21 protein-coding genes are annotated in these 26,471 nt (G+C 69.4%); 10 read left to right on the top strand and 11 right to left on the bottom strand.

The window, feature by feature from the left end; translation table 11 throughout:
* The first annotated feature begins 26 nt into the window (after positions 1-26).
* A complete protein-coding gene (locus ITX44_RS32700) occupies positions 27-368 on the top strand; it encodes a cupin domain-containing protein (RefSeq protein WP_205361996.1) in 342 nt (113 codons plus the stop codon).
* Between the two features lie 13 nt (positions 369-381).
* Here the strand turns inward: ITX44_RS32700 and ITX44_RS32695 are convergent, their stop codons facing one another.
* Positions 382-1,125 carry a helix-turn-helix transcriptional regulator gene (locus ITX44_RS32695; protein WP_205361995.1) on the bottom strand — a complete coding sequence of 248 codons (744 nt, stop codon included), beginning with the start codon at positions 1,123-1,125 and terminating at the stop codon, positions 382-384.
* A 54-nt stretch (positions 1,126-1,179) separates the two neighbouring features.
* On the opposite strand from ITX44_RS32695, the gene ITX44_RS32690 reads away from it, so the two are divergent.
* Positions 1,180-2,370 (top strand): MFS transporter, encoded by a 1,191-nt coding sequence (locus ITX44_RS32690; protein ID WP_205361993.1) that lies wholly within the window; start codon positions 1,180-1,182, stop codon positions 2,368-2,370.
* Positions 2,371-2,383: 13 nt separating this feature from the next.
* On the opposite strand, the gene ITX44_RS32685 is transcribed toward ITX44_RS32690, so the two are convergent.
* The 3 genes from ITX44_RS32685 to ITX44_RS32675 all read right to left on the bottom strand — a co-directional run bounded on the left by ITX44_RS32685 (position 2,384) and on the right by ITX44_RS32675 (position 5,246).
* A complete protein-coding gene (locus tag ITX44_RS32685; protein WP_205361992.1) occupies positions 2,384-2,746 on the bottom strand; it encodes a DUF7737 domain-containing protein in 363 nt (120 codons plus the stop codon).
* 26 nt (positions 2,747-2,772) lie between these two features.
* A complete protein-coding gene (locus ITX44_RS32680; protein ID WP_205361991.1) occupies positions 2,773-4,272 on the bottom strand; it encodes a DUF4132 domain-containing protein in 1,500 nt (499 codons plus the stop codon).
* 80 nt (positions 4,273-4,352) lie between these two features.
* Positions 4,353-5,246 (bottom strand): NAD-dependent epimerase/dehydratase family protein, encoded by an 894-nt coding sequence (locus tag ITX44_RS32675; protein WP_205361990.1) that lies wholly within the window; start codon positions 5,244-5,246, stop codon positions 4,353-4,355.
* A gap of 168 nt (positions 5,247-5,414) precedes the next feature.
* On the opposite strand from ITX44_RS32675, the gene ITX44_RS32670 reads away from it, so the two are divergent.
* Complete coding sequence (locus ITX44_RS32670; RefSeq protein WP_205361989.1) at positions 5,415-6,266, top strand: helix-turn-helix transcriptional regulator; 852 nt, start codon at positions 5,415-5,417, stop codon at positions 6,264-6,266.
* 19 nt (positions 6,267-6,285) lie between these two features.
* Here ITX44_RS32670 and ITX44_RS32665 read toward each other — a convergent pair whose 3' ends face one another.
* From ITX44_RS32665 to ITX44_RS32655, 3 genes are read right to left on the bottom strand one after another with little or no spacing between them, the layout of a single operon-like run.
* Positions 6,286-7,305, bottom strand: a complete 1,020-nt coding sequence (locus ITX44_RS32665; protein ID WP_205361988.1) for an NADPH:quinone reductase — start codon at positions 7,303-7,305, stop codon at positions 6,286-6,288.
* 33 nt (positions 7,306-7,338) lie between these two features.
* Positions 7,339-8,232 (bottom strand): aldo/keto reductase, encoded by an 894-nt coding sequence (locus tag ITX44_RS32660; RefSeq protein ID WP_205361987.1) that lies wholly within the window; start codon positions 8,230-8,232, stop codon positions 7,339-7,341.
* The gene (locus ITX44_RS32655) at positions 8,229-8,786 is read right to left on the bottom strand and encodes a TetR/AcrR family transcriptional regulator (RefSeq protein WP_205361986.1); all 558 of its coding nucleotides are present in this window, start codon (positions 8,784-8,786) and stop codon (positions 8,229-8,231) included. The genes ITX44_RS32660 and ITX44_RS32655 overlap by 4 nt, the downstream gene beginning before the upstream one ends.
* 155 nt (positions 8,787-8,941) lie before the next feature.
* Between ITX44_RS32655 and ITX44_RS32650 the strand changes: the two genes are divergently transcribed.
* Entirely contained in the window at positions 8,942-9,583 is a 642-nt protein-coding gene (locus ITX44_RS32650; RefSeq protein ID WP_205361985.1) for a nucleotidyltransferase domain-containing protein, read from the top strand.
* Between the two features lie 93 nt (positions 9,584-9,676).
* Here ITX44_RS32650 and ITX44_RS32645 read toward each other — a convergent pair whose 3' ends face one another.
* Complete coding sequence (locus tag ITX44_RS32645) at positions 9,677-9,931, bottom strand: hypothetical protein (protein ID WP_307795598.1); 255 nt, start codon at positions 9,929-9,931, stop codon at positions 9,677-9,679.
* A gap of 860 nt (positions 9,932-10,791) precedes the next feature.
* Here ITX44_RS32645 and ITX44_RS32640 point away from each other — a divergent pair.
* Positions 10,792-11,289 (top strand): hypothetical protein, encoded by a 498-nt coding sequence (locus tag ITX44_RS32640; RefSeq protein ID WP_205361980.1) that lies wholly within the window; start codon positions 10,792-10,794, stop codon positions 11,287-11,289.
* Positions 11,290-11,365: 76 nt separating this feature from the next.
* Here the strand turns inward: ITX44_RS32640 and ITX44_RS32635 are convergent, their stop codons facing one another.
* The 3 genes from ITX44_RS32635 to ITX44_RS41765 all read right to left on the bottom strand — a co-directional run bounded on the left by ITX44_RS32635 (position 11,366) and on the right by ITX44_RS41765 (position 22,080).
* Positions 11,366-19,108, bottom strand: coding sequence for a golvesin C-terminal-like domain-containing protein (locus ITX44_RS32635; protein ID WP_372441060.1), 7,743 nt, complete (start codon positions 19,106-19,108; stop codon positions 11,366-11,368).
* Positions 19,109-20,892: 1,784 nt separating this feature from the next.
* A complete protein-coding gene (locus ITX44_RS41770; RefSeq protein ID WP_236062118.1) occupies positions 20,893-21,291 on the bottom strand; it encodes a hypothetical protein in 399 nt (132 codons plus the stop codon).
* A gap of 261 nt (positions 21,292-21,552) precedes the next feature.
* Complete coding sequence (locus ITX44_RS41765; protein ID WP_236062117.1) at positions 21,553-22,080, bottom strand: transposase family protein; 528 nt, start codon at positions 22,078-22,080, stop codon at positions 21,553-21,555.
* 47 nt (positions 22,081-22,127) lie between these two features.
* Here ITX44_RS41765 and ITX44_RS32625 point away from each other — a divergent pair, with 47 nt between their 5' ends.
* The 5 genes from ITX44_RS32625 to ITX44_RS41760 all read left to right on the top strand — a co-directional run bounded on the left by ITX44_RS32625 (position 22,128) and on the right by ITX44_RS41760 (position 26,310).
* The gene (locus ITX44_RS32625) at positions 22,128-23,096 is read left to right on the top strand and encodes a DUF2637 domain-containing protein (protein WP_205361978.1); all 969 of its coding nucleotides are present in this window, start codon (positions 22,128-22,130) and stop codon (positions 23,094-23,096) included.
* A gap of 101 nt (positions 23,097-23,197) precedes the next feature.
* Positions 23,198-23,422, top strand: a complete 225-nt coding sequence (locus tag ITX44_RS32620; protein ID WP_205361976.1) for a hypothetical protein — start codon at positions 23,198-23,200, stop codon at positions 23,420-23,422.
* Entirely contained in the window at positions 23,419-24,072 is a 654-nt protein-coding gene (locus tag ITX44_RS32615; protein ID WP_205361975.1) for a plasmid mobilization relaxosome protein MobC, read from the top strand. Before ITX44_RS32620 ends, ITX44_RS32615 begins: the two co-directional genes overlap by 4 nt.
* Positions 24,072-25,805 carry a relaxase/mobilization nuclease domain-containing protein gene (locus ITX44_RS32610; protein ID WP_236062116.1) on the top strand — a complete coding sequence of 578 codons (1,734 nt, stop codon included), beginning with the start codon at positions 24,072-24,074 and terminating at the stop codon, positions 25,803-25,805. The genes ITX44_RS32615 and ITX44_RS32610 overlap by 1 nt, the downstream gene beginning before the upstream one ends.
* Positions 25,806-26,082: 277 nt before the next feature.
* Positions 26,083-26,310, top strand: coding sequence for a hypothetical protein (locus tag ITX44_RS41760; RefSeq protein ID WP_236062115.1), 228 nt, complete (start codon positions 26,083-26,085; stop codon positions 26,308-26,310).
* Positions 26,311-26,471 lie beyond the last annotated feature (161 nt).

The raw sequence follows: 26,471 nt of genomic DNA, 5'->3' as shown, positions 1-26,471 counted from the left end.
CTGACACAGAAACGGCACACCCGCCCATGCAGAAGCTCTCCCTCGACGCCCTCGCCCGCGAACACCTGAAACGGGCCACCGCCTCCCCCACCGGCCGCAGCGCGGAAACCGTCCACGGCGGCCACGAACACGTCTTGCGCCAGACCCTCATCGCCCTGCGCGCCGGCACCACCCTGGCCGAACACGAGAACCCCGGCGAGGCCACCGTCCTCGTACTGCGCGGCCGCGTCCGGCTGCACAGCGGCGACGAGGCATGGGAGGCCATGGCCGGCGACCTCCTCCTCGTACCGCCCGCGCGCCACAGCATCGAAGCCCTCGAGGACGCCGCCACACTGCTGACCGTCGCCAAGATCGCCAGGACCGGCTGACCCCGAGGGTCGGTCAGCCGGCCGGGTGCGAGCCCGGTGTGTGGCCGAAGGTACGGCGGAAGACGTCGATGAACGCGCTGGCCGACGACCAGCCGCAGCGATGGGCCACGGCCGTCACCGTTTCCTTCCCGGCCAGCAGGACCAGTGCGTGCTGAAGCCGCAATTGGGTGCGCCACTGGGGAAAGGTCATGCCGAGGTCGGCGCGGAACAGACGGGACAGGGTACGGTCGCTCGCGCCCACCTGGCGGCCCAGCTCGGCGAGGGTGCGGCCGTCGGCCGGATCGGCCTGAAGGATCTCGCACACCGCGCGCAGCAGGGGCGAGACGGGCGTGGGCACGTACAGCGGCTGCCGCGGGGAGGCCCGCAACTGGTCGAGCAGCACCGCCCGCAACCGGGAGCGTTCCGGGCTGTCGTCGTCGGGGGTGTGGGTGCAGGCGATGATCAGTTCCCGCAGCAGCGGGCGCACGGCGACCACGGTCGGGGCGTCCAGGCCGATCGGGTTGTCGGTCGCGGGCAGCCCCACCAGGTGCAGTTCGAGGTCCCCGTGGGCCTGGTGGGCGTGGACGGTGCCGGCCGGCACCCAGATGGCGCGGGTCGCCGGGGCGATCCAGGAACCCGCGCCGGTGGTGACGGCCACCACGCCCCGGCCGGCGTAGACGATCTGGTGGTCGTCGTGCCGGTGGGCGTCGATCGCGCCGCCGGACGCCAGCAGCTGAGTGCGCGTGGGGGCGACCGGCATATGGCGGATATTCGGCATCGTCCGGCAGTTTATCGGAAGCGCGACACCGGGGCGGCTTCGGACCATGGCGGGGTGCGAAGGAACACCTCGATCACTTTGCTGTCCGTCGGGCACGCCTGCGTCGACGTCTACCAGGGCGCGGTGGCGTCTCTGGTCCCGTTCTTCACCGCTGAGCGCGCCTACAGCTACGCCGCCGTCTCCGGCGTGGTGCTGGCCGCCTCCCTGCTGTCATCGGTGGTGCAGCCGGTGTTCGGTGTCCTGACCGACCGCTGGGCGATGCCCTGGCTGCTGCCGGTCAGCACGCTGCTGGGCGGTGTGGGCATCGCCCTGAGCGGAGTGAGCGGCTCGTACGGTCTTCTCCTGCTGTTCGTGGCGATCACCGGGGCCGGCGTGGCCGCGTATCACCCCGAGTCCGCACGGGTCGCCCGGATCGCCAGTGGCGGCAGCCACAGTGCCATGGGCTGGTTCTCGACCGGCGGCAACATCGGCTTCGCCCTGGCACCGCTCATGGTCGGGGCGGTGGTGGGGGCCGGAGGACTGCGCCTGACGCCGCTGCTGGTGCTGCCGGCACTCGCGGGCAGCGCGCTGTGCCTGCCGGTGCTGCGCGCTCTGGAGCGGGGGCGGCCCGCCGGGGGCACCGCGGCGGCGCCTTCCGGGGAGGACGACAAGGTGTCGTTCGTGAAGCTCTCGCTGGCCGTCGCCTGCCGCTCGATCGTCTTCATGGGGCTGAGCGCCTTCGTCTCGCTGTACGCCGAGCAGCGCATGGGCGACAGCACCGTGGCGGGCGCCGCGGCGCTGTTCGTGCTCTACCTCGGCGGAGCGGTCGGCTCCGTGCTGGGCGGCACGCTGGCCGGCCGCTGGGGGCGGGTCGCGGTCGCCCGCCGGGCGTACTTCCTCTCGATCGGGGCGGTCGCCGGTCTGGTGTTCGTGCCGGGCCCGGCCCTGTACCTGTTCGTGGCGCTGACGTCGGCCGGCCTGTACGTCCCCTTTTCGCTGCAGGTCACCCTCGGCCAGGACTACCTGCCCTCGCGGGTCGGCACCGCCAGCGGGATCACGCTCGGTCTGGCCGTCAGCGTCGGCGGCCTGATCAGCCCCGTCATCGGCGCCCTGGCCGACGCGACGTCACTGCGGACCGCCCTGGCACCGCTGATCGCGATGCCGGCCCTGTGCTGGCTGCTGTTCCGCGTGCTGCCCGAACCCGCCGCGGCGCACCAGGGAGTGCGGGCAGGCACCGTGCCGGGCAACCTCCTCGCGGACCCGTAGGTCGCGGTGGCCGTCAGGCACTCCGCTCGATCTGTGCGCGGATGCTCGGATCGGTGATCTCGGTGTCGGCGGCGAGCAGGAACGCCTTGCTGAGGATCAGCGAGAGCCGGTCGTCCTCGAAGGGCAGGAACACCTTGCCCTCGCCCGCGCGGCGCGATTGCACGATGCACAGGTACGCGTCGTCCGGCTCCATGAGGATGTTCGCCGACCCCAGGTGGATCCGGTACGTGCGCAAGTCACCCCGGACCACGAGGAACCGGCCTTCCAGTGCGCACCGGTCGGCGATCCGCAGCCGCGGCAGGATCCGTTCCAGCGCCTCCCGGCGCACCTGCGCGCTCTGTTCCAGTTCACCGAAGGTGGCCTGCCGCCAGTACACGGCGGTACGGTCCTCGCCGCCGTCCGTCAGTCCGGGTCGGCCGCGATCGAGGTCACGCCCACGAACAGGTCGACGTCCCGCATCGCCTCGCTGAACACCAGCGGTGGCACGTCGGTGAGTGGCGTCACCTGCCAGGCTCCGTCCACCCGGCGGGCGAAGCGGACCTGGTCGGTCGTGGCCAGTTCGCCTTCACCCGTCCAGTCGGCCAGGGAGTGGGAGAAGCGGATCTGCCATGCCCCCGCCGCCAACGTGCGCACCGCAGTGTCGTCGGTGCCGCCGTCCCAGGGGCCGAGCAGGCTGCTCTGCCATCCCCGGGCCCGGAAGAGGGCGAACATCCGGCGGTAGTGGACGATGTGCGCCGCGAACCGGTTGGAGTAGCGGCCCGTCTCCTCCTCGGCGGCGGTGAGCAGGTAGATCTCGCGGAACGCCTGCTTGAACGGCTGCTGGATCCGCTGTTCGGTGAGCAGGTCCCGCCACTGCCGTACGGTGCCGGGGTCGGAACGGATCGGGTGCCACAGCCGTACCGCGGCGTCGGCGGCGGCGTCGGGCAGCTCCCCGGCCGCCGGAAGGACGGCCTGCCACCGGCCGGGGGTGACCTCGATCTCCCAGATCAGCCGGCGTACGACCGCCCGCGCGAGCGGATGCGCGGCCAGTTCGGTGCGCCACCATCCGTACGGGTGAACGGCGTCGGTGGTGCAGCCGCCCTCCAGCGCCCGGGCGAGCGTGCCGAGCTGTACGTCGACCCGTTTGACCAGGCCGCGCAGTTCCCTGACCGCATCTGCGTGGTCGCGGCGGACCGCTGCGGGGAGGCTCCGCAGCGGACGGCCGTCCTTCTCCCAGGTCAGCGCGGCAGCCTCGGTGACCGTGACGACGGCCGCGTACTCGCCCACCGCCGTGCGCAGGACGCCGTCGGCACCGAATCCGAGCGCCGGCATCCGCAGCGCCACATCCGTCCGTTCGCCCAGTGCCGCCTCGACCCTCTTCAGCATCCGGTCGATCTGCTTGGGCACCCCGGCGTGCCGGACGACCGACCGCACGGTGCGTATCGCGGTCACCAGCTCGGGGGTCGGGAAGTCCTGCCCGGCACGGATGATCGCGAACAGCAGCGCCTGCGACGGCAGCGTCCGCGCGGCGGTCGGGGCGAGCGCGACGCCGGGCAGCAGCCGGTCGAACAGCCGCGGCAGCCACGGCTCGTCGCGCAGCAGCGCCACCCGCGCGGCGTGTCCGAGCGTGACGACCTCCTGCGCCGTGAACGCCTTGTCCGCCCGGTACGGGATGTCCCCGTCCCGAATGGCGTCGGCCCGGTCGGCCGCGGCCTCCAGCGCCCGGCGGGCGAACGCGGCGTAGGCGGGGATGTCGGCGATGCCACGCCAGGCGTCGGCCGGGGGCGGCGAGAGCAACGACACGGTCCGGTACAGCTCGTGCACCACCTCCTGCCCGGCCGGGTCGAGACCTGCGACGACCGCGGCTTCGGCCGAAGCGATGTCGTACGACGCGCCCCGTCCCTCTTCGGTGACGGTCCCCATCGCGCACCCCTCCCGGTTGAGCCGCTGCCCACGTCGGGAGCCTAGGGGCCTGCCCGGCGGAGCTTCGAGGAGGGGGCGGGTCAGGCGGGGGTGGCGGACGCGTAGGAGCGGGTGCGCAGTTCGTCGAGGAGAGGGGGCTCGGCCGGGTGCCAGCTCAGCAGCCGTTCGGCGCGGGAGGGGTCCATCGGCGAGGAGCGGGTGAGGACGTCGGCGAAGGGGCCGATCGTCCGCTGGGCCTGTTCCAAGGTGATCGATTGCGCGCGGGTGCCGGTGATGTGGGCCACTGCCTCGGAGATCTCCCGCATGGAGGTACGGTGCCGGGACGCCGCGTTGACGACGAGCCGGTGCTCGGCCCGGGTCAGCGCGGCAACGTACAGCCTGGCCAGGTCATCGACATGCACCGAGCTCCACTCGTTGCGGCCGTCCGCGATGTACGTGGCGACACCGTGCTGCCGTGCGTTCGCGATCATGCCCTGGAGCAGTCCGGAGCCGCCGCGTCCGTAGATCAGCGCGGCCCGGATCACGGTCACCGCCGGGCCCTGCGCGGCCAGTACCTGCCGCTCGCCCAGCACCTTGTACGGCTGGGGCGAGTCCTCCGGTTCCACGGGGGTGTCCTCGTCGGCGGTCAGGCCGTGCCCGTCGGGGTAGACCAGACCCGTGCTGGTGTAGACGAACGGATTCCCCGGCTTCATGCCGGTGAGCATGGCCCCCAGCGCGGGCTGCTCCACCCGGCGCATGCCGGGATCGGTGAAGTCGACCGCCGTGTGAACGACGGCGTCGGCTTCCGCGGCCGCCAGGCGCAGCGTTTCCGTGTCCGCCAGGCTTCCCGCCACCGCCCGCGCGCCCAGCTTCGTCACGCGGTCGCGCGCGGCGTCGGACCGGGCCAGGGCGCTGACCTGGTGGCCCGACGCGATCAGGTGCTCGGTGAGCACCCCGCCGAGGTAGCCGCTTGCGCCGGTCAGAAAGATCCGCATGGTGATGTCCTTGGTTCGCTTGGTCGCTTGGTCGCTTGGTCGTCGACTGCGGCCGCCGGTTGCCGGGCCGCCATGGATCAGCGTCCCCGCGCGGCGGGAGCTCGTCCAGGGACTCCCGGTCCATGGCTGGGCGCGGTCCGCGGCGCGGCGGGGCCGTAGCGTGGAGTCATGGACAATCAGGCGCTCGCGGCCTTTCTGCGTACGAGGAGAGAGCAGATCCGGCCGCAGGACGTGGGTCTGCCGCGGGGGTCGCGGCGCCGCACACCGGGTCTGCGGCGCGAGGAGGTAGCCCAGCTCGCCCACATCTCCACGGACCACTACAGCCGCCTGGAGCAGGCCCGCGGGCGGCACCCGTCGCGCGCGGTGCTCCAGGGCATCGCGCGTGCGCTGCGCCTGTCCGATCTGGAGCGGGCCCACCTCTTCTCGCTGGCCGGCGAGCTGGAGCACGATCCGGACCGGCTGCCTTCCCGTGTGGTCGCTCCCTCCACCGCCGCCCTGCTGGACCGTCTGGGCGACACCCCCGCGCTGGTGGTGGACAACATCTGCCAGGTGCTCGCCTGGAATCCACTGGCCGCAGCCCTGTTCGAGGACTTCTCGGCGCTGCGGGCGGCGGACCGCAATGTCCTGCGCCGCGTCTTCCTGTCCCCGGACCGGGACCGCGCCACGTACGGGATCACCGACTACCGGCGCTTCGTGACCAGCGCCGTCAGCTATCTGCGCGTGGCCACCACGCGCTACCCGGACAGCGCCGAGCTTCGGTCCCTCATCGCGGAACTGCTCGCCGGCAGCGCGGACTTCGCCCGGCTCTGGGATTCCCACGAACTCCTCATCGACCACCATGCCCGGCAGGTCTTCCGGCATCCGCAGGTGGGTCCGATCGAGCTGGACTTCGACATCCTCACAGTCCCGGACCGCGACCAGCAAGTGATCCTCTTCACCGCCGAGCCGGGCTCCGACGCCTACCGCAACCTCCAACTCCTCAAGGTCATCGGCCTCCAGCACATGGACGCGCCCGCCTGAGCGGGGGGGCGGCCGGCCGTCAGGACGTGACGTCCACCAGGACCTTGCCGACCGTGCCGCTCTCGACGGCTCGGTGCGCGTCGGCGGTGCGGTCGAGCGGAAAGCGGACCAGCGGCAGGCCGTGCTCCTCGCCGACCGGCAGGGCGCCGTCGTGGACCGCGGCGGCGACGTCCTGGGCGGCCGCGGCGCGTGCCTGCGGGCCGGCGAAGTAGAGGATCAGGAACTGGAAGCGTGCGTTGAGCACCATGTTCTGCAGTACGTTCAGTTCGACCGGTTTGCCGCCGTCGTTGGCGTACGTCGAGATCGTGCCGCGCGTCCGCAGTACGGCCAGGTCCAGTGCGAGGTTCGCGCCGAGTGCCACCTCGGCGACGATGTCGACGCCGTCCGGGGCGACCTTGCGGATGTCGGCGGCCGGGTCGCCCTCGCGGTAGTTGATCACGTGGTGGGCTCCGGCAGCGGTGGCCAGCCCGGCCTTCTCCGGGCCACTGACCGTGCTGATCACGGTGGCGCCGGCCCAGCGGGCGAGCTGGATCACCGCGTGCCCGACCACCCCGGCCCCGCCCGCGGCGAGCACCACCTTGCCGTCGAGCGCCCCGGGTCGCAGTCGGCTCGGTCCGTCCTCGGCGACGGTGAGCGCGCGGTGCGCGGTGAGCGCGGGGACGCCGAGTGAGGCGCCGACGTCGAAACCGGCGTCGTCGGGCAGCGGCACGGCCTGTTCGGCGGGTACGACGCTGAACTCGGCGGCGGTGCCGGTGGGCCGCCCGGCGGCGGCCATGAACAGCCAGACCCGCTGACCGACCCGGCTCACGTCGACACCCTCACCGACGGCGTCGATCGTGCCGGCGCCGTCGAGGTGCGGGGTGACCTCAAGGAAGTGCTTGGGGTGGCCGGCGCCGGAGCGGGCCTGCCAGTCGGTCGGGTTGACACCGGACACGGCGATCCGGACGCGAACCTCGCCGGGGCCGGGCGCGGGCAGGTCACGGTCGACGAACTGGAGAACGTCGGGGCCGCCGTTGTCGCGGTAGATGATGGCCTTCATGATCCGTCCTTGGAGCGGGGTTTCCTGGCGTGGTCAGCCGATGGGGACTTCGTTGGAACGGCACTCGACGGCATCGAGGGCGGCGAGGGTCGCGGCGTCGAGCGCGATCTCGCCGGCCGCGACGTTGTCCGCCAGGTGGGCGGTGTCGGCGGTGCCGGGGATGAGCAGCACGTTCGGGGCGTGGTGCAGCAGCCAGGCGAGGCCGACCTGGGAGGGCGTGACGCCCAGGGACGCGGCCACGGCGCGCACCGCCGGCTCGTCGGTCGCCTTCGGCAGGCCCGGGAAGGCCCCGCCGAGCGGGAAGAACGGCACCCAGGCGATGCCCTCGGCCGTACACAGCCGCAGCAGGTCCTCGTCGTCGCGGGAGACGAGGCTGTAGGCGTTCTGCACGCAGACGATGCCGGCGGGCAGGGCGCGGCGCAGGCCGTCGAGGGTGACGCTGCTCAGGCCGATCGCGCCGATCTTGCCCTCGTCGCGCAGGGCGGTCATCACCGCGAGCTGATCGTCGAGATCGACGACCTGGTCCCCCTCGGGACGCAGCCCGGGGCCGGTGTCCAGCCTGCGGAGGTTGACCACCGCGAGCCGGTCGACGCCGAGGCTGCGCAGATTGTCCTCGACGCTGGTGCGCAGCTGCTCGGGCCGCTGTGCCAGCCGCAGCGGCAGGTGCCCGCCGGGGTTGGGGTCAGCGCCGACTTTCGTGACGACCAGGACGTCGTCCTCGGGGCGCAGTGCCTCGCGGATCACGTCGTTGGCGAAACCGAAGCCGTAGAACTCGGCGGTGTCCACGTGATCGACGCCCAGCTCGACCGCGCGGCGCATCAGGGCCACGGCCTCGCCGCGGCGGTCGTGCAGGCGCTCGAGCTGCAACGCGCCGTAGCCGATCCGGAAAACGGTACGGGCGGCGAATGAAGCGGTCACGGCGGTCATGACGCTGTCCCCTCGGTCGCTGATCGCAAGGCGGTGTACAGCAGTTCGGCCTGGTAGAGCGCCATGACCCGGTGGGCGATCGGGGTGGCAAGCTCCCGGGCCCGGGCCGGCTCCTGGCGCTCGACCTTGACCAGCCACGCCGTGACGCAGTCGTGCAGCATCGCGCGCATCCGGTCGGTCATGTCGACGACGATGTCCCGCACGGCCGGGTCGGTGGTCGCCTCGCCCCACGTCTGCACGCCGACCCTTGCCTCGGCGGGGTCGATCGCGGCGATCAGGCGGGAGAGCAGTTCGTCGGGGTCGGGCGGCGCGTCGGCCGCGGCGTACTCGCCGAGGACATCGGCGCGCTTGACGAGTACCTCTCGGGCAGCGGCCCGCACCAGGTCGGCCTTGTTCCGGTAGTGCGCATAGATCGAGCCGGCCGAGAGACCCGACTCCGCGGTGATGTCGGCGATCGAGGTCCGCTCCAGACCATTGCGGCTGAAGCAGCGTACGGCGGCCTCGGCGATCTGGCTCCGCCGGAGCTCCTTGCGCGCATCGGTGAGCCGAGGCACCACACCTCCAACAAAGAGAATCACTGTTCTGCTTGCGGGGCCTCACGCTAGCAGAATCACGGTTCTGTTTGTGACGGAGTGCGCCTCGTAGCAGCAGGCCCGGTCGTGACGACGGGGCCTGCTCGCGATGGGTTCGTGAAGCCTAAGTTGTGGCGATGACCGAATCTCTGCCGCCGGGCGGCGCCGTCCTTGGTGCGGGCGAACTGGACGCCCGGTGGGCGGACGCCTGGCGGCCGGAACAGGTCGCGGAGCGGCTGAACGGCGTCAGCGCACCCTGGTGCGTCGTGGCGGGTTGGGCGCTGGACTTGTTCCGCGGACGGCAGTCGCGGCCGCACGGCGATCTGGAGATCGCAGTGCCCGCCGAGGGGTTCGCGGAGGTTCGGAACCGCTTCCCCGAGTACGCGTTCGACGCGGTGGGCTCGGGACGGGTCTGGGCAAGCGCAGGAGCCGAGGCGCTCGCGGCCACGTATCAGACCTGGCTGCGGGATCCGGCGAACGGTCAGTTCCTCTTCGACGTCTTCCGCGAGCCGCACGAGGGCGGGACATGGATCTGCCGGCGGGACGACAGCCTGCGCCTGCCGTACGACGCGATCATCGAACGGAATGCGGACGGCATCCCCTACCTGGCGCCCGAGCTGGTGCTGCTGTTCAAGGCGAAGTCACCACGGCCCAAGGACCACTCCGACTTCGACGCAGTCCTGCCGCTACTGAGCCAGGAGCGGCGCGACGTTCTCGGCGGGTGGCTGAAGCACATGCATCCCGGGCATCTCTGGCTGGCGAAACTGACGAAGCAGTGATGCGGCCGGCTACGACATCACACGACGTTCCCCCACCACGCTTTCAAAGACTGGAATGCGTGCGCTTGGGGTCGAGCACCACCCCGCGGGGCGCTACCCGGCCGCCACCACCTGGCCGGCCGTGACCTGGGGAGGGTTGGGGAGCAGTGGTCCGAGGGTGTCCCGTACGAAGTCCGCCGCCCTCCTGACCGACTCATCGGCCCCGGATCGGTCTTCGAACACGCTGGTGGAGACCATCACTCCACCCCCTGCGTCGACCCAGTAGTACGCCACGAATCCGGGGACCTGGCGGAGGAGAGGCACGAATCCCTCGTCCACCCGGCGTCCCGCGTCGGCAGGGTCAGTCACCCCTTCGTAACGCCGCATCACTGCGTACACAGCCGCTCTCCTCCCGGCCCCGAGGTCACCTTGCGCGAAACGACGTACCCCCACCGCGCGTCTCCCGCTCGCGGGGCGTCCGGAAGTGACCCGGACGGCCGCATGAATGCCCCGAACCGGGCATGGCCGCGCCACAGGGCTCAGCGAACCAGGGCTCCACGGAAACTCCGGTCAGACCCGATTTCAGGCGACCCGAACAATCCACCGCGGCACCGGCGATGCCGTCACCAGGCCCCCGCTCTCCCCTCGGCCAGGGTCCCGGGTTCGGGCGCGGCGCGCCTGGAATCGGTGGCGCCCGAACACCCCCAGTCGTCAGCTCAGGCCATGACGCGCGTGCCCGCCGACGGCTTGCACTGCGGCGAGCACGTCGTCCCGCCGTCACACGACCGCCGTCTGTCCTTATCCGCGGTACGTCTCCAGCAGCCGCCTCTGAGGACACACAATAGCCTCGTGCGGCAGGCTTCCCGGTACCAGGCCTGGCGGCACAATCTGTGATGTACCGAGGAAGCCGCCCCGCCGTGTTGCCCGCTCCCGCCGAGCCGTGGCCGCCGATGCCCCGCTGGCCCGGGTGTGTCGGCAACTGGGGGGACCTGAATGCCGGCGCGGAGCTGACGGTGCTGTGCGATCTGTACATGCGGGGGCGCGATCCGAACACCGAGCAGATGCATAGCCACGCCCCGCGGACATGGACCGGTCGGCTGACGGGAAGCGGGCTCACGACCGCGGCGAAGGGAACGCGCCGCACGGCGAAGGGCACCATCACGCCGATCGAGAGCTTGGTCCTGCGGCCAGAGGGGACGCCGTCAGATGGCGTCCAGTAGTGTGGGGTAATGCATGATGAATGGTTTGATGTTTCCGATGCAGATCTGGACGGCACCCAGAAATCATTCGTGGACACGGTACGGACTCATGCCCGAAGCTGGCCCGATTGCCCGCCGAATCACACCATCGTTCTCGTCTACGACGACGAAGAAGACATCGAAGAGGACGGCGAAGTGGAGCTGCGTCTCATCGTGGACGTGAGCGACTTGACGGAACACAGAGTTCTGCTGACACTCGGCGCGTGCTTGGTCGGAAACACCCTGCTCTGCACAGAGGTACACAGCCAGACCTACGCGCCGAAGGACAGTACGTTCGTGCGGCCGCTCGAGGCCACCGGGTCCCCGCAGGAGCTGGGCCGCATCGCCGCCAGTTGGTTCGAGGACGTTCTGCGACGACCCGTGATCAGCAGTGCAGGAAGCGACGACTGGTCCTTCTCCGAAGCGAACCACCCTGTTTCGGACGGTTTTCGGCTTGTGCGTGGCCTGGCGCCCGAAACGCGCGAATGAGTTGACCGCGGTGAACGCGGTCAGGCCCGCGGGGCGCCCGAGTACTCCCAGGCGCCCCGCGGTCATATGGCACCGGTCACTCGTCGTCAAGCCCCATTGTCATTCCTTCAGCCATGGACTCGGCTTGCAACTCGGATTCGAGCGCGTCTTCCCCCGCGTCCACACCTGTGGAGCCGAGGATGCCTCGCTGAAGTGCCAGCCTCCCACCGGCCTCCAGTTTTGCGCCTGATGCCTCGAACTGCTCCAGCATACGTGTGCTCTGGCAACGGACGCAGATGTCCACTTCCTCGCCACCGCGAGGACGGAATGTCCTGTCGTACTGCAGATCCTCCTTGGCCGAGCCGTTCTTGACCGCCTCCTGTTCACAGAGGTCCTCGGCGCAATACGGGCTGCTGCCCCTGCGCGGAGACTTCAGAAGGCCCCAGTAGATCACCTTCTTCTTCTCGTCCCAGGCGATGGAAATAGTGCTGAACCGGTTGTACTGGTTCGGGGAGAGCAGACCGTCGTCCCGGAGCTTGTTCAACTGGGCGAGTACTCCAGCACGGACGCGCCCGGCGGCGTCGAGCCACTGTTGCTTCTCCAAGCCCTCGTCATAGACGGCGATGGCCCCCGAGACGGAGTTCTTGCCGTCGATCTTGCGGATGTACCGGTCTTCCGCATACTGCTGCTCAGCTGCCAGGGCGTCCGCGGCAGCTTTGGTGGCGTAATTCGGATTCGCCTCGGGATCATAGTCCGAACAATTGCTCGCGTTGCAGTTCGCACCGAGCCCCTCGGAGTTGGCCAGCCCCTGCGAAATGGGCTTCGCGTCCGAGGACGTCGGCTTATTCATGCTGGGGTCCGCCCACCAGTTGTCGTGCCCGTCGAGTTCGATACTGGTGACGGGGTTGCCACTGGCGAAGGCGTAGCGGTTGCCGGTGAGTGGGTCGGTGGACAGGTTGGCGTCGGCGAGGGCGCCGTTGTACATGTCCCTGGTGGTGAAGGTGTTCAGGCCCGGGTCGTAGTTCCGGAAGCCCATGTCGTAGGTGCCGGAGGTCTGGTCCCAGCGCTTGGCGTTGAAGCGGTAGGCGTTGTAGGGCTGCTTGGTCGGGTCCTGGGTGTCGGGCTTGTCGATGCCCGTGAACTCGGAGGTGTCGTTGGAGCCGTAGGCGGTGTAGCCGTAGGTGGCCTTGGTCTGGCCGGTGGAGTCGGTCAGGGTCTCGACGTCGGTGTGGCTGTTGTAACCGTAGTAGGCGTCGGAGGTGGTGCCGTCGGTGTTGTGGGTGACCTGGGAGAGGCGTTCGCCCCAGGGGCTGTACTGGTAGGACTTGGTGAGCTGGCCGGCGACCGTCTCGTCCAGGACCTGGTCGGACAGGCCCAGGTAGGAGAAGTCGGTGGTCTTGCCGCCCACGGTTTCGCTGGCGGTGCGGTCCAGCGGGTCGTAGGTGTAGCTGGTGGTGGTGCTCACCCCACCGGTGCCGAGCTTGGTGTTCTGGGTGACGTGGTCGAACCCGTCGTAGGTGTTGCGTTCGACGACCGTTCCCTGGCTGGTGACGGTGTCCAGGCGGCCGTAGGGGTCGTAGTTGTAGGCCGCGCTGACTCCGCCGGAGGCGGAGGACAGCAGCCGGTTGCGGTCGTAGGTGAAGGTGGTCGCGGCGCCGGCGACGCTCTGGGAGATGACGTTGGCGTTGTCGTCGTGGACATACGTCTCGGTCTCGGCCCCGTTGCCGGTCTTCACCGCCTTCGCCAGCCGGTCCACCGGGTCGTAGGTGTAGTCGGTGGTGGAGTTCAGGTACGCCGCGTGGTTGTCGGCGTTCTGTTTGCTCGCGACGTCCTCGGCCTTGTTGCCGTCCGCGTCCCAGGTCAGGGTGTGGCTGTCGACCGGAGTGCCGGTGGAGGTCTTCTCCGTCTGGGTGTTGACCTCGCCGGAGGGCCAGTAGGTGTAGTCGACCGTGTTGCCGTTGGCCTTGGTCTGCCTCAGCTGCTGCCCGCGCGGGGTGTACGTGTAGGAGGTGACTTTCGGCGAGGAGTCCGTCGAAGAGGTGCCGACCTTCACCGTCTGGGCGAGCTCACGCAGGTCGTAGGTGTAGGCGGAGTACTGCCCGGGGTGGTCGACGGTCGCCGGCTGCCCGTCCGGGTCGTAGGTGTACGCGGTGTGGGTCTTCTCCGTGCTGCCCGCGGATTCGGTGACCTTCTGCACCTGGTCCAGGCCGGTGTAGTCGATCCCGTACGTGTCCACGGCCGCGCCCGGCGAAGAGTCCGCGATCGAGGTCAGGTTGCCGTTCGGGTCGTAGGAGTAGGCGAAGGCGTGCTTCTCGTTGTCGGTGTCGGTGCTGTTGTTGCGGACGAGCTTCACCGCGTCCGCCACCACCGTGCCGCCGGCGTTCTGCGCCAGGGACAGGGACGAGGTGTTGCCCTGCTTGAAAGTGGCCGACCCCAGCGAGACCCAAGTGCCGGTGTCCTTGGTCTGGTCGACGGTGCTGGTCGTGGTGGTGCCGTCGTCGTGGTGCAGGGTATAGACCGCGGCGGTGGAAGCACCTGTGACCTGCGGATAGCGGGCGTACAGCGTGTACGTACCGTCCTGGGGTACATCGAGCTGCCAGGTGAAGGCGTCCGTACCCGTGCCGGCGGCGTGGGTACGGTAGTCATAGCCTTGGTGATCGCTGCCCGTGCTCCCGGTGGCCCACGTGCCCGTGGACGAGATGTTTTGGGTGTCGGAGTTGTCGACCAGCTCCGTCGCCAGCCCCACCGGCACACCGTCGTCACTGCGCGAGGACAGCGACCCGTCGGGGTAGTACGACCAGCTCATCGTCCGCGACGACGAGCCCGGCGTGGCGGTCAGGGTGCCGTTGCCGGCCACGCTCACGCTGCCCGCGGAGTACAGGGTGCGTGCGGTCTGCTGGCCCAGTTCGTTGTAGTCGTAGGCGGTGGTGATGTCCCATGGGTCGGTGGACGTCCTGGCCTGGCCATCGTCCCAGTAGGTGTACGTGGTGTCGTTGCGGATGCTCTGGCCGCTGGAGGGCGGCGCGGAGGTCTTCGTCACCCGCCCCGCGTCGTCGTAGTACGTGTACGTGGAGACCGGGTGGTTGTACGTGGCGTCGGCCGGGTCGTACGGCTGAATCGTCTCCTTCGGCCGGTTCAGCTCGTCGTACACCGTCTGGCGGACGAACGCCGTCGTACTGCCCGCCGCATTCGCCCGCGGCGAGTACACCTTGGTCTGGTTGCCGACCTGGTCGTAGTCGTACTTCGTCACCCGGTACGTCGGGGAACCCGCGCTGCCCTGGTACGGGGCCTGGACCTGGACGACCTTCCCGCGCTCGTCGTACGACGTCGTGGTGGTGTTGTTGTCCGCGTCCGTGCTGGTGGTGGCCAGGCCGTCCTTGTCGTACCCGGTCTTGGTCACCTTCCCCGCTGCATCCGTCACCTGGTACGGGCGGTGGTCGAAGTCGTAGTCGGTCTTCGTCGTGTAGTCGGTGGTGTCGGTCGTCTTGTTCTTGACCGGGTCGATGACATAGGTGGCGTTGCCGACGTTGTCGTACTGGTAACTGATCTTGTCGCCATTGGCGTTGGTGACGTCGGTCAGCTCACCGATGGAGTCGTAGCTGTTGGTGGTGACGTAGTCAGTCGTATCGGTGGTGGTGATGGTGCCCTTGGGCTCCGTGGTGGTCTTCAGCTCACCGATGGTGTCGTACGTGTACGAGGTCGTCCGGTCCGGGTCGGTGGTGTGGTCCTTCGGCGCGGTTGCCGACGTGACCTGGTCCGCCTCGTCGTACACCGCGGTGGAGACGGCGCCGTTGGGGCCGGTGGCCTGGGTGACGTTGTCGTTCGCGTCGTACACCGGCGCCGGGGTGGTGATGTAGACGCCGCTCGCTTGGTCCTTGGGGACCTTCTTCACCAGTGGCCGACCGTAGACGTCGTAGGTCTGCGTCGTGGTGTGGCCGAGCTGGTCGGTGACGGAGAGCACCTGGCCCAGCGGGCCGTAGGCCGTGGTGGACGGCTTGTTGTACGGCGCGGGTCCCGTCGTTGTCTTCGGGTAGCCGTTCGGGTCGAAGTCGCTGTAGGTGGTGGTGTGCTGGTTGGCGTCGGTCGCGGTCTTCAGCTCACCGAAGGAGTCGTACGTGTAGCTCGTGGTGTAGTCACCCGCGGTGGCGGTGGAGACGCCCTTGGGATCGGTGACCGAGGTGAGGTTGCCGAAGCTGTCGTAGCCGAACTGCCATTCCCGGCCCTCGGGCGAGGTCTTGGTGTACAGGTCCGCGCTGTAGCCGTCCAGTCGCGTCTGGTACGTGTACTGCGTCGCCGGCCAGCCGTTCTTGACCGCCTCGGCGTCCTGCGTCGTCAGCGGATAACCGGTCTTGGGGTCGTAGGTCCACTTGGTTGTGGCCCCGTTGTCCTCGACCAGCTGGGTCACGTTGTTGTCCGCGTCCCACGACAGCTTCGTCACCTGTGACTTGGCGTTCGTGGTCTGCACCGGCCGCGCGAAGTCGTCCGTGACGTACGTGGTCGCCTGCTGCAGGGCATCAGTGACCGTGGTGTCGGTGAAGGCACTGTTCGACGCGTCCTGCGCGTACGAGAAGCCGGTGCCGTTGTTCAGCCGGTCGGTGACGGTCTTGGTCCACCAGTGGTACTTCGGGTTGTCGCCGGCCTGCGGGGCGTAGTACGCGAGCTGTGTGGCGTGCTGCCGCGGGTCGGTGATCTTCACCAGCTTGACGTTCTTGGTGCCCTGCGTGGCGTCGTAGGTGAAGCCGAACACCTTCGGCTGCGAGGAACCCGCACCGTCGGTGAGCTGCGCCATCAGCCCCTGCGTGGTGTACAGGAACGTGATCTTCCGCGCCGGGTTCGTACCGTCACCCAGAGCTGTCATCGACGCGACATGGTCGATGATCTTCGGGTTCGTCAGGTTCGTGCCCGACTGCACCACACCGTTGTCGTCGACGTACGAGTACGCGTCGCCCTTGTTGTAATAGGTGACGGTCAGCGTCTGCCGGCCCGCGGGGTCGGTAATGTATTGCAGGAACTTGCGCGGGGCGTTGTTCGACTTACGGGTGGCGTACGTGAACGTCTCGGTGTTGCCGTTCTTGTCCACGATCGAGGTCGGATAGCCCTCGCAGTCGTAGAAGAACCGCGTCCCGTCCGGCTGCGTCATCACCCACGCGTCGGACGCGTCGTCCTTGTCCGGCGTGCAGTTCGCCGCGTCCTGCGCCGCCAGCAGATAGTGGACACCGGCCGGGGCCTTCCACGAGCCGTCCGCCTGCTTGGTGAACACCGACGACGTACCGTCACCGTCGACCAGAGTCACGGTCGTCGGATTCGGATTGGGGTGGAAGTCCAGCGCGGCGCCAAGGCGAATGGGAGCGCTGGCTTGGGCTGACCAGCCCGGGCCCATCACCGTGTCCGAGGTGTCCAGCGAGTTGTACGCGAACCGCACAAAAGTGCCCAGCCCACGCCCCGGATTGGCGAACGCGTTGTACTGCCACACCGCGTTCCCGGACGCCAGGTTGTTCATGACGGTCGAGCCGGAGCCGGTGTTCTTGCCCGCGTAGGCGTAGAACTGCTCCAGACCGATTTGGTCCGAGGTCGGGTCCTCGATTGTTTCCGCCTGGGCCAGGCCGGGCACGCCTCCGGTAGCGGAGTTCCAGGTGCTGTTGGCCGTGTTGTACGCGTCCCAGGTCAGCGTGTACGCGGTGCGGCTGTTCGTCGGATTCCCCGAGTCCGCGTTCGTGGGTGCCTTGACCTGCGCATGAACGGTGACCGTCTCGCCGGGCGAGACGTCCTGCGGAAGCGCGCTCTGGATCTGGTTTCCGCCGTTGGTGACGTCCGTGCCGTCCGGCAGCGTCCACCGATAGGAGAGCACCTCGTTCGCGGCACTCCACGTGGCGCTGGTGGTGTTGGTCACCGTGACGTCGACGTTGTACGTCGTCCCCGGCGTCATCCGCGCCGGCGTCGACGGCGCGTAATACGTGGAGTCCGTCGTGGCATCTACGTACGTCACATCGAGCTGCGGCCGAAGCTGAGGCTCGGAGGTCTCGGAGGACGCGAAGACGGTGCGTTCCTGCGCGCCGGAGGCCGTCGACTCGTTGGCGACCTTCAGCAGCACTCCGTGGTTCGAGGACGGTGTCGTCACCCAGCTCTGGGCGAGGGAAGTGGCGTTCCAGTAGTGCCGCACCGGGTCGTTGGTGATGGAGGTGACCGTGTCGGAGACCGACGCGGAGAAGTCACCGCCGGCTGTCGTCCACGGCGTGCTCGAACTCGCGTCATTCCAGGTCGCCGTCGCCTGGTCGAAGTCCTTCGTCAACGGGTGCAGTTCGTAGGTTGCCTGCCCGCCGCCGGAGTTGGTGGTGATCGTCGACCACGCCTGGACCTGTGCGCTGAGCACCCGCGCCGTCGACGGTAGGGATGAGGTGGGGAACTTCAGCACCGCCCGGGTCGTGCCGTAGGTGGCGGAGTTGTTGCCCACCTCCAGCCACTTCTGGTTCACCCCGTCGGAGCTGATGGTGTCGTGCGCGGTGGTCGGCTGAAGTGAGGACAGCGTGGCGTCGCTCTGCCCGGCCTGGATGATCTGCGTGGTCTGCCCGGCTTTCGGCAGCTCCGTCAGCTGCACCGGGCCGCCGATGACCTGCCCGCCCTTGGTCTTGACCGCCACCTCGTAATACACCGCGTGGAAGGAACTGGTGGAGTCCGCGGGTGTTGGCACGGCTGTGGTGTCGGTGAAGGTGGTAGTTCCGGTCGGCACGGGAGAGATCAGCGTGGCAGCCGAGGGGGTGAAGCCCTGGAACACCGAGCGGTGCACCTGGTACTCCGCCAGGTCATTGGCCGGATCGCCCGTCGTGTTGGTGTACGCAGGCCACGACAGCTCCGCGCCCGTCGCGTGGATCACCGTCGGCGCGTTGACCGCCACACCCGGCGTGCCGTAGGTGATCGTCAGCTTCGGATACGTCGCAGTCTCACCGCCGTACCCGAACTCCGACGCCTCGTACAGCGGGCCGCCCAGCGGAGCCGTACTCGACTCATCCGCGCCCTGCAGCACGAACCCGTAGTTGCCGGCCGTGCCGTTGACCCACTTCTGCACCGTGTCGGTCACACCGAAGCTGTGCCACTGGTCGTAGGAGCCGGCCGGTTTCGTCACCGTCGTGCCCGGCTCCACCAGCCGCACCGCGTCCGCGATCACCGACGTCGTCGACGACGCGGGCCCGTCGCCCAGCACGATCTTGCCCGCGGTGCCCGCGGCGAACGGCAGCGGGTTGCCGTTGTTCAGCGACCGCCACACCCCGCCCGTGCCCGCGGACTGGTCGATCGTCCCGGAATAGGTGCCGCCGTTGTACGTCACGGTGTACGGCGCGTTCGTCGCCCGGTCGCTCGCCGGGATCGAGTGCACGTCCACCCGGTACGAGCCGGCCTTGGACACCGTCGGCTGCCACGTGTACGTGTCCCCCGCCACGGTGTCCTTGTTGTACTGGTACGTCTGGTTGATCGCATACTGGGTGTACGCCGTGTTCGTCGACGCCGGCCACGAGCCCTTCGCCGCCGTCCCCGCCGCCCCGTTGTCCAACTGGACGGTCGTACCCGACAGTTCACCCGACAGGCCGCTGGCACTGCTCCACGTGGCCTTCGAGGCGTCCCAGGACGTCGTGGCCCGGTGGGCCTCGATCTCCACCGCGGTGTTGTTCGCCGTGTGGACCTGGTTGAAATACACCCCGAGCTGAGCCGACGTGATCGGGGTGTTCGCCGGGATCCCCGACAGCGGGAAGTACAGCAGCGACCGCAGTGTTCCAGCCGAACTCGTCTTGCCCACCCCGAGCTGCCACGTCCCGTTCAGGTTCGTCGTCGGCTGGGAGGAGTCGACCATCACGTCCTGCGAGGTGGACGGGGTCGGCGCCAGCACGATTGTCGGATCGACCGTGACCGGGAAGCGCCGCCCGGGCGCCGCCAGCCACTTCGCATCCGGCGTCAGCGTGATCCGCCACCGCCCGCCGTCGCGGGTCAGCTTCTGCGACACCGCCCCGTGCGTGAGGTCCGCCACCGCCGAATCGGCGTTCGCCGGGGCCTGGAACATCACCGCCGCCGGAATCACCACCCGCGGCCGGCCCGTTTCGTCACCCCCGTACAGCCAGATCGCACCATCAGGCTGCTGCTTCGGCGTCAAACCCTGCGTATTGAGGTCGAAGGTGTACGACACCGGGCCGGCCGGATTGCTCGCGAGGACCAAATCCTCCTTCAGGGCCCCGGCACCGACCCGGTAATCGGCGTCCGTGCCCGGCAGCACCCCGCGGTAGGTGACCGTGTCGCCCTTGGCCTGCGGCTTGAGCGACGCCGGCGCGCCCTCCAGGCCCAGCGTCACCGCATGCGAGGCATCCGCCTCGAACCGCACCAACTGCCCGCTGGAACCGCCGAAATACGTCCGCGCCAGGTTCGAGGTGTTCGCCAGCGGGAAGCCCTTGCGGGCCGAGGCACCCACCCTCGTGTCGATCGACTTCCAGCCGCCGCCGGACTTGTACGACTCCGGCGCCGACGACACCTCGGCCTGCGTCGTGCCGTCCGACATCCGCCAGAACCGCGCCGACGACGTGCGCTGCCCCGTCAGCTCCTTCACCCGGTGCGCTGGCGCCGCCTTCTTCCCCGGCGGGAGCTTCTGCCGGTCCGCGATCGCCTCCTCCGGCCCCCGCGGCGGCTTGTGCACATGCCCGTGCCGCAGTTTCGGCACCGACACATCCGGGCCCGCGCCAGCCTTCGCGGGCGTCTGCGCGACGGCCGCCGGAACGTATGCCAACGATGTCAATAACCCACCGGTCGCCACCATGGTGGCAACCCATCTCATCCACTGCGTCCGCATGACCAATCTCCAGTCTCGACCAGCAGAAAGGCAGCCGGAACCAGACCCTACGGAATACGGCACGCGTCAACGTATGCCGCTCAAAACAACCCCCAGGGCCAGGAAACACGCGTGCAGAGCACACATGCTCAGCCGACCGGGGATTCCACGCCTTTTGCCATCCAGTGGTCAACCAGCCGATCAGAACCGGACGAACTACCAGCAAAAGGCCCACAGAGACCACACAGCGTGAGACAGGAGTCACAACTGTCCGTTTTGACGGCTGCGCACATCACCGGAAAGTTACCGGATATTACTCAATCATTACTGGATTTTGGCGCATGGCATGCACGAAATCCGGAGGTGAGCATTCCGGAACCCACACCGCGGTCCACGAGCGGATCGCAGAGCTTCCTCAAAACATGATGCACACCACACCAGAATCCAATTGCACGCGCCTACCGAAACAACCGAGGCGCAGGTATAGAGCCCCCATCCCGGACAACCGCTCACCCAGGGATCCGCGGAAAATGGAATCCGCAGGCCAAGGTCACTGCGACGGCTTCCTCCGGGCGCAGGCCCGCGTAGTCCGTGCTGGCGAACCGTCCGCCCAGCCGGCGACAAGTCCCGGTCCGATCGCGTCTCAGCAGAGCCCCGACCCGCCCACCGATCTGACTCGCCGTCGACAGACAAGACCAACGAGCGTCATTTCAGCGTCGAGACATCGCCCGTAACGCCCGCACCGCACATCACGCGCACCCATAAAACCGCAGGTCAGGGCCGGTCCAGGATGGCTTGCCTGATCGGGGTCTGTCCGGGTTTCATCCGGTGAGGCCGAGGGCGGCCAGAGGCCTTCGCCAGTCGCGAGCGGTGTGACGTAGAGCCGGGGCGATGTTGGTGTGGCCGTCCTGACGGTGGACGCCGATGACGAGGTTGCGCAGGCTGGCCACGATGCGCGGGAGATGGCCGGTATGGATCTTGGAGTCGTCTTCGCGGATCGTTCGGTCGCGGACGTGGTGCAGAAGGTTTTCGATCTTCCAGTGCCCTCTGATCCCGTCGGCGAACCGGGCGCCGGGCGGCAGGCTGGTGATCAGGTAGACGCGCTCAATGGTGAGCTTGTCGCTGGTGAAGTCCATCCTCCAGCGCACGACTTGGAGGGCCTGGCGTGCGTCGGGGCAGTCGAGGTGGGCGAAGGCGGTGGTCTTCAGCCGCCGGATCACCAGGCGGTGATGGGCCCGGGTGCAGTCGTGCTGGTCGAGCGTGATCTCGCGCCAGGGCAGACGGCGGACGCGGTCGAAGAGCCCGGGATGTTTGGCCTTGGCCTGGGCGATGTAGTGGGCACCGCGCCGCGGAGGTAGGTGCCGTGGGCGCGCTGGGTGTGCAGGGCGTCGGCGGTGATGACCGCTCCGGTCAGGTCGACGCTGTCGAACAGGGGCGGAAGGCGGGGATCTCGTTGCTCTTGTCGGCGACCTGGCGCTGGGTCAGGACGTGACCGGTGTGGTCCATCGCGGCGAGCAGGGTGATGTGCCCGGTGATGCGGGTGCGCGAGCCGTGCAGGGCTTTGCCGTCGACGGCGATCGCCCGCAGCCCGGGACCGGCCGAGGCCGGGCGGTGAGGAAGGCGCCGATCGCCTGGTCCAGGGCGTCGCCGTCGAGCTGGACGAGCAGACGGCGCAGGGTGTGGGGGTGCGGGACGGACACGGTACCGGAGAGCGGGTCGGTGGGGGAGCCAAGAGCCCGGCAGGCCCACGCAGGGACGTCGCCGATCCATTCCGTGATCGCGCTGAGCGAGTGGGCACCGGCCAGGACACTCGCCGCGGCTGCGGCGACCAGGGCGGACGGCCGGTAGCGGCGGCCACGGACGCCTCGCGGGTCGGGTACCAGATCCAGGAAGCCGGACAGTGCCAGCGCGTCCGCCAGCGGGACCGGCGCGGCAGTCCGGCCCAGTTGGGCCAGCACGGTGAGCATGGGAGAAATGCAGGAGCAGGCACGGACTCGCCAGGTGTTCATGGGACTTCCGCTGACGGGCTCAGCCGTGGCGACTTGGGGAATGCGGCGTGAAGCGTCGGGCGGACGCGACCAGCACCTACGTCACTGGTTGGGATCGTGCCGCTGTCGCCGCCCTGGGCGCGGCCGGGTGCGCACTGTCGTACAGCGCCTTGCAGCAGATGGCCGTCGCCATCCACGTACGCCCCGCGCTGTGCTGGCTCTTTCCCCTGGCCGTCGACGGCTTCATCTCCTACGGCGTGCGCGCCCTGGTCGTCCTGCGCACCGCCCCGCTGAGGGCTCGGCTGTACATATGGGCCCTCTTCGGCGCGGCCACCGCCGTCAGCGTCTGGGCGAACGCCTTGCACGCCGTCCGGCTCAATCAGGTGACCACGACGGTCACTGCATTGCGCCTCGGGGACCAGGTAGTGGCCGCCCTGTCCACGGTTGCGCCGCTCGCCTTGGCCGGGGCCGTCCACCTGTACATCCTCATCGCCCGCGGTCCGGACAACCGATGGCCGGCCGGTCAGTCCGCGCACGGCGTGTCCGGACAGCCGGACGGTGTTCCGGTCGGCAGGACGCACCGCTCCGGACAGTTCCGCGGCGATCGGGCCGGACAACGAGGGCGGTCGGCACTCGGTCAGCATCCTCTCGGACGCCTGGCGACCGCACCGCTCGGTCACGTGGCGGCAGCAACGGACGCACCGACCGGCCGCGTCCGGACACCGTCCGGGCGGACCGTCCCGGGCGCGGATCACCAAGACCGGCCGCAGACCACAGCCCTGCCCGGCCGCCCGGACACGCCGCCGGTCACTCACGACAGAGACCGGACAGCGGCCGACCCGCACCGTGAGCCGGACACTGACCACCTGCTGACGATCGCCCGAGAGGCGGTCCAGAACCAGGGGAAGCTGACCCGGAAGGTGGTCGCACAAGCCATCCGCGGACAGAACATCCCGCTGTCCAACGACGCCCTCACCCAGCTCATGGCCGAGCTGCGACAGCAGTACGGACATACGGCCGGTGGATCCCGCAACTGACCGGACGGCGTCCCACAGCCCGGACAGCCGTTGCCGGACGGCTGAGCCGGGCCACCGCTTTGCTCCCTTCCGTCGCGATCCCTCCGCCGGAGATCACCACCATGCGCACTCGCCCCACGACCGCCGCGGAAGTCGACGCGTGGCTGGCCGTCCTGCGCCGCCACGGACACCTCCACCACGTCGAAGCCGGCCCGGGCACGTCCTGGGTCGTCCAACGCCGCCGGTACGACGGCCCCTGGACGCTTCACCACCCGGTCCTGGCCATGGACTGGATCGAGGAACTCCTGCGGGAGATCCGCACGTACGATGTCGGGTCCGGCCGGTGACGGCGGACGACCCGGCGGCCACCCACCCCGTACCGTCACATGAACCAAGCACGGCCCCGGGCGGAGCAAGTTGTCGCGTACGACGGTCCTACGGCCCGACGTACGCCCTCCCCCGCCCGGAGCCGGGTGGGAAAGGGCCGGCCGGTCCCCGCGCGGGGGCGCACGGGGACCGGCCGGACGTCCTGAGCCAGGGGGCACCGGACAAGGGGAACGACGAACTGCCCGACCCGCCGACGCCGCGAACGCCCCCGTTCCCCCACCGCAAGCCCCGCCGCCGCGCCCGCAACCCCACCGAGCGCGCGCACAAGCTGACCACGCGCCTGTCCGATGCCGAGTACGCCGAGATCGCCGGCGCCGCCCGGCGGCACGCGGTCACCGTCGCCCGTTTCCTCGCCACCGCCGGCCTGACCGCCGCCCGCGGCCAGGCCGGCATCTCGGCCGACCAGCAGCTCGACGCCGCCATCGACGAACTGGCGGCGCTGCGCACCGCGGTCTCCCGCGTCGGGAACAACGTCAACCAGATGGCCCACATCTACAACGCCGGCGGTATTCCGTTGCCCGGCGAGCTCGACCACGCCCTACGTGCCTTGTTGGCCGTGTTGGCGCGCGTGGACGCGGCCGCCAACGCCCTCGTCCAGCGGCGGCACTGATGGTCCCGAAGATCCGGCGCGGCTCGCGCACGTACGGACTGCTGGCGTACCTGTATGGTCCCGGCCGCCGCGACGAGCACACCGACCCCCACCTGATCGGCTCCTGGGACGGCTTCGCGCCGGACCCCGGCCGCGATCCGGACGCCAAGGCCGCCATGTCCCAACTGGCCGCCGCCTTGGACCTGCGGGTGAAGCAGGCCGGGCCCGCGGCACCGGCCGAGCACGTCTGGCACTGCTCAGTGCGCACCGACCCCGGCGACCGGCACCTGAGCGACGCCGAGTGGAACGCGGTCGCCCGCCGCCTGGTCACTGCCGTGGGGCTCACGCCGGACGGCGATCCGGACGGCTGCCGATGGGTCGCTGTCCGCCACGCCGACGACCACATTCACATCGTGGCCACCATGGTCCGCGGCGACCTGCGCCGCCCCCGGATGAACTACGACTTCAAGAAGGCCCAGGCCGAATGCCGCCACATCGAGGCGGAGCTGGGCCTGCGCCGGCTCAGGCCCGGAGACGGCACCGCCGCGAAGAACCCCACCAGCGCCGAGCGCTTCAAAGCCGAACGCACCGGCCGTACCGAAGCCCCTCGCGAGACTCTGCGCGAAGCCGTCCGCCAAGCTCTCGCCGGCGCCGCCGACGAGCCCGAGTTCTTCGCCCGCGTGCACGAAGCGGGCCTGCGTATCAAGCTGCGCACCGCCCCCTCAGGCGACACCCTCGGCTACAGCGTCGCCCTCCCCGGCGACCGCAACCGCGAAGGCGAGCCCGTCTGGTTCGCCGGCTCCACCCTCGCTCCCGACCTGTCGCTGCCGAAGATCCGCCGCCGTTTCAACTCCGGCGCCCCGGCAGTCGACGCAACACGGGAAACCGTCGCTCCCCGCGCCTACGCACCGGACCCGGCAGCCCAGCGCCGCCGGGCCACCGGCATCGCCGAACAAGCCGTCACCGAGCTGACCACCGGTGACGACGAAGCCGCCGGCCACCTGCCCGGCATCGGCGCACTCCTCGACGCCGCCGCCCAGACCTCCGCGGCCACCACTCGCGCCCAACTGCGCAAAGCCGCCCGTGTCTTCGAACGCGCCACCCGCAGCCACGTTCACGCCCACCAAGCCGACAACCGTGCCCTGCGCGCGGCGGCCCGCGGCATCATCCACGCCGGCGGCGCACTCGGCCGAGGCGAGGACGGCGGCGCCACGGCCATGCTCCTGTCCACCTTGGTCCTGGCCGCGATCGCCGCCGCTCACTGGCACTCCGCCCGCGGCCACGCACAGCAAGCCGAAGCAGCTCGCCAGGCCGCCACCCACCTGCGCGCCGCCTACGTCCAGGCCGCCGCAGCACCGCTCCACGCCCTGCGACAGCAAGGACGTGCCCTGTCCGAGGAGAAGCGCCGAACCTACGAGGCCGCGATCCGCTCAACGATCCCCGCCACCGCGCTCCCCTTTCGCCGCCCGGCCGACCTCGATGCTCTGACCGCCACCCTCGCCCAAGCCGAGCAAGCGGGCCATGACCCTGTTGCACTCCTCCGGGAAGCCGTCGCGATGCGCGAACTGGCCACCGCCGACAACATCGAAGACGTCCTCGTCTGGCGCCTCCGCCGCCTCGCCGACCTCCCCGCACACCCGGAGACCGACCACCGCAGGGCAGCTCCGCGGCCTCGGACCGGCCTCCCCCAGCCTCCGACCGCGCCACGACCACCCCTGACCGAGCCGAATCGAAACTCGCCACGGCGTCGATGAACAGTGGCCCGGGCACCACAGGCCGATCCGGCAAGCTGTGCAGCCGATGGACAACCAAGACAAACTGGTATTACGGATGAGGAAACAACGCTGAGCAAGGAGAACGCTCGTGCACGGAGCGACCGATCAGACGAAGCTGGACTCCTGCGCGCCCTCCATCGTCCCGACCGGGAGCGAGTCCGTGACGCAAGGTAGTTACGAGCCCGAACTGGCACACGGGCCTCACCGCATTCGCGGCCTCAGCCACCCGCACCAGCTGACACTTCGCGGAATCCCCGTGATGTGCTCAGCCTGCGATGCTCGCCGCGACTGGCTGCTGATCAACCGAGGCAGAGACGTCTGGGTCCGCTGCCGCTGCGGCCATCAGTGGCTCGAACCCGAGATCCGCCGAGCCGACTACGACGCCATGATCGCGACTCCCGAAAGCATCACGTATCCCACCATCGAGCAGGCCATGCTCGCCCTCGGCTTCGACGGCTCCTTCGCCAGCGTCTATCTGCCGTAGCCGCCGACACCTTCCGCAAGCCGTCTCCCGAACCCCGCCAAACGCGTCGTCTCAGCAACTGGCTCCCCACAGGATCTGATCTGCCCGTTTCATCCCTCATGTCGTTGCCGCCCAGGGCGCGGCAAAGCTGGTACCCCATGAGCGATGTCGCATCGTGCCGA

Source organism: Actinacidiphila acididurans, assembly GCF_016918855.1.
In the GTDB taxonomy this organism is placed as follows: domain Bacteria; phylum Actinomycetota; class Actinomycetes; order Streptomycetales; family Streptomycetaceae; genus Actinacidiphila; species Actinacidiphila acididurans.
This window is presented reverse-complemented; position numbering and strand designations above follow the sequence as displayed.

Bases quoted from the DNA above. Each gene is read 5' to 3' on its own strand.
- ITX44_RS32700 (WP_205361996.1), top strand. From the start codon at position 27: ATGCAGAAGCTCTCCCTCGACGCCCTCGCCCGCGAACACCTGAAACGG.
- ITX44_RS32695 (WP_205361995.1), bottom strand. From the start codon at position 1,125: ATGCCGAATATCCGCCATATGCCGGTCGCCCCCACGCGCACTCAGCTG.
- ITX44_RS32680 (WP_205361991.1), bottom strand. From the start codon at position 4,272: ATGGGGACCGTCACCGAAGAGGGACGGGGCGCGTCGTACGACATCGCT.
- ITX44_RS32675 (WP_205361990.1), bottom strand. From the start codon at position 5,246: ATGCGGATCTTTCTGACCGGCGCAAGCGGCTACCTCGGCGGGGTGCTC.
- ITX44_RS32670 (WP_205361989.1), top strand. From the start codon at position 5,415: ATGGACAATCAGGCGCTCGCGGCCTTTCTGCGTACGAGGAGAGAGCAG.
- ITX44_RS32665 (WP_205361988.1), bottom strand. From the start codon at position 7,305: ATGAAGGCCATCATCTACCGCGACAACGGCGGCCCCGACGTTCTCCAG.
- ITX44_RS32660 (WP_205361987.1), bottom strand. From the start codon at position 8,232: ATGACCGCCGTGACCGCTTCATTCGCCGCCCGTACCGTTTTCCGGATC.
- ITX44_RS32650 (WP_205361985.1), top strand. From the start codon at position 8,942: ATGACCGAATCTCTGCCGCCGGGCGGCGCCGTCCTTGGTGCGGGCGAA.
- ITX44_RS32640 (WP_205361980.1), top strand. From the start codon at position 10,792: ATGCATGATGAATGGTTTGATGTTTCCGATGCAGATCTGGACGGCACC.
- ITX44_RS32635 (WP_372441060.1), bottom strand. From the start codon at position 19,108: ATGGTCGACTCCTCCCAGCCGACGACGAACCTGAACGGGACGTGGCAG.
- ITX44_RS41765 (WP_236062117.1), bottom strand. From the start codon at position 22,080: ATGAACACCTGGCGAGTCCGTGCCTGCTCCTGCATTTCTCCCATGCTC.
- ITX44_RS32620 (WP_205361976.1), top strand. From the start codon at position 23,198: ATGCGCACTCGCCCCACGACCGCCGCGGAAGTCGACGCGTGGCTGGCC.
- ITX44_RS32610 (WP_236062116.1), top strand. From the start codon at position 24,072: ATGGTCCCGAAGATCCGGCGCGGCTCGCGCACGTACGGACTGCTGGCG.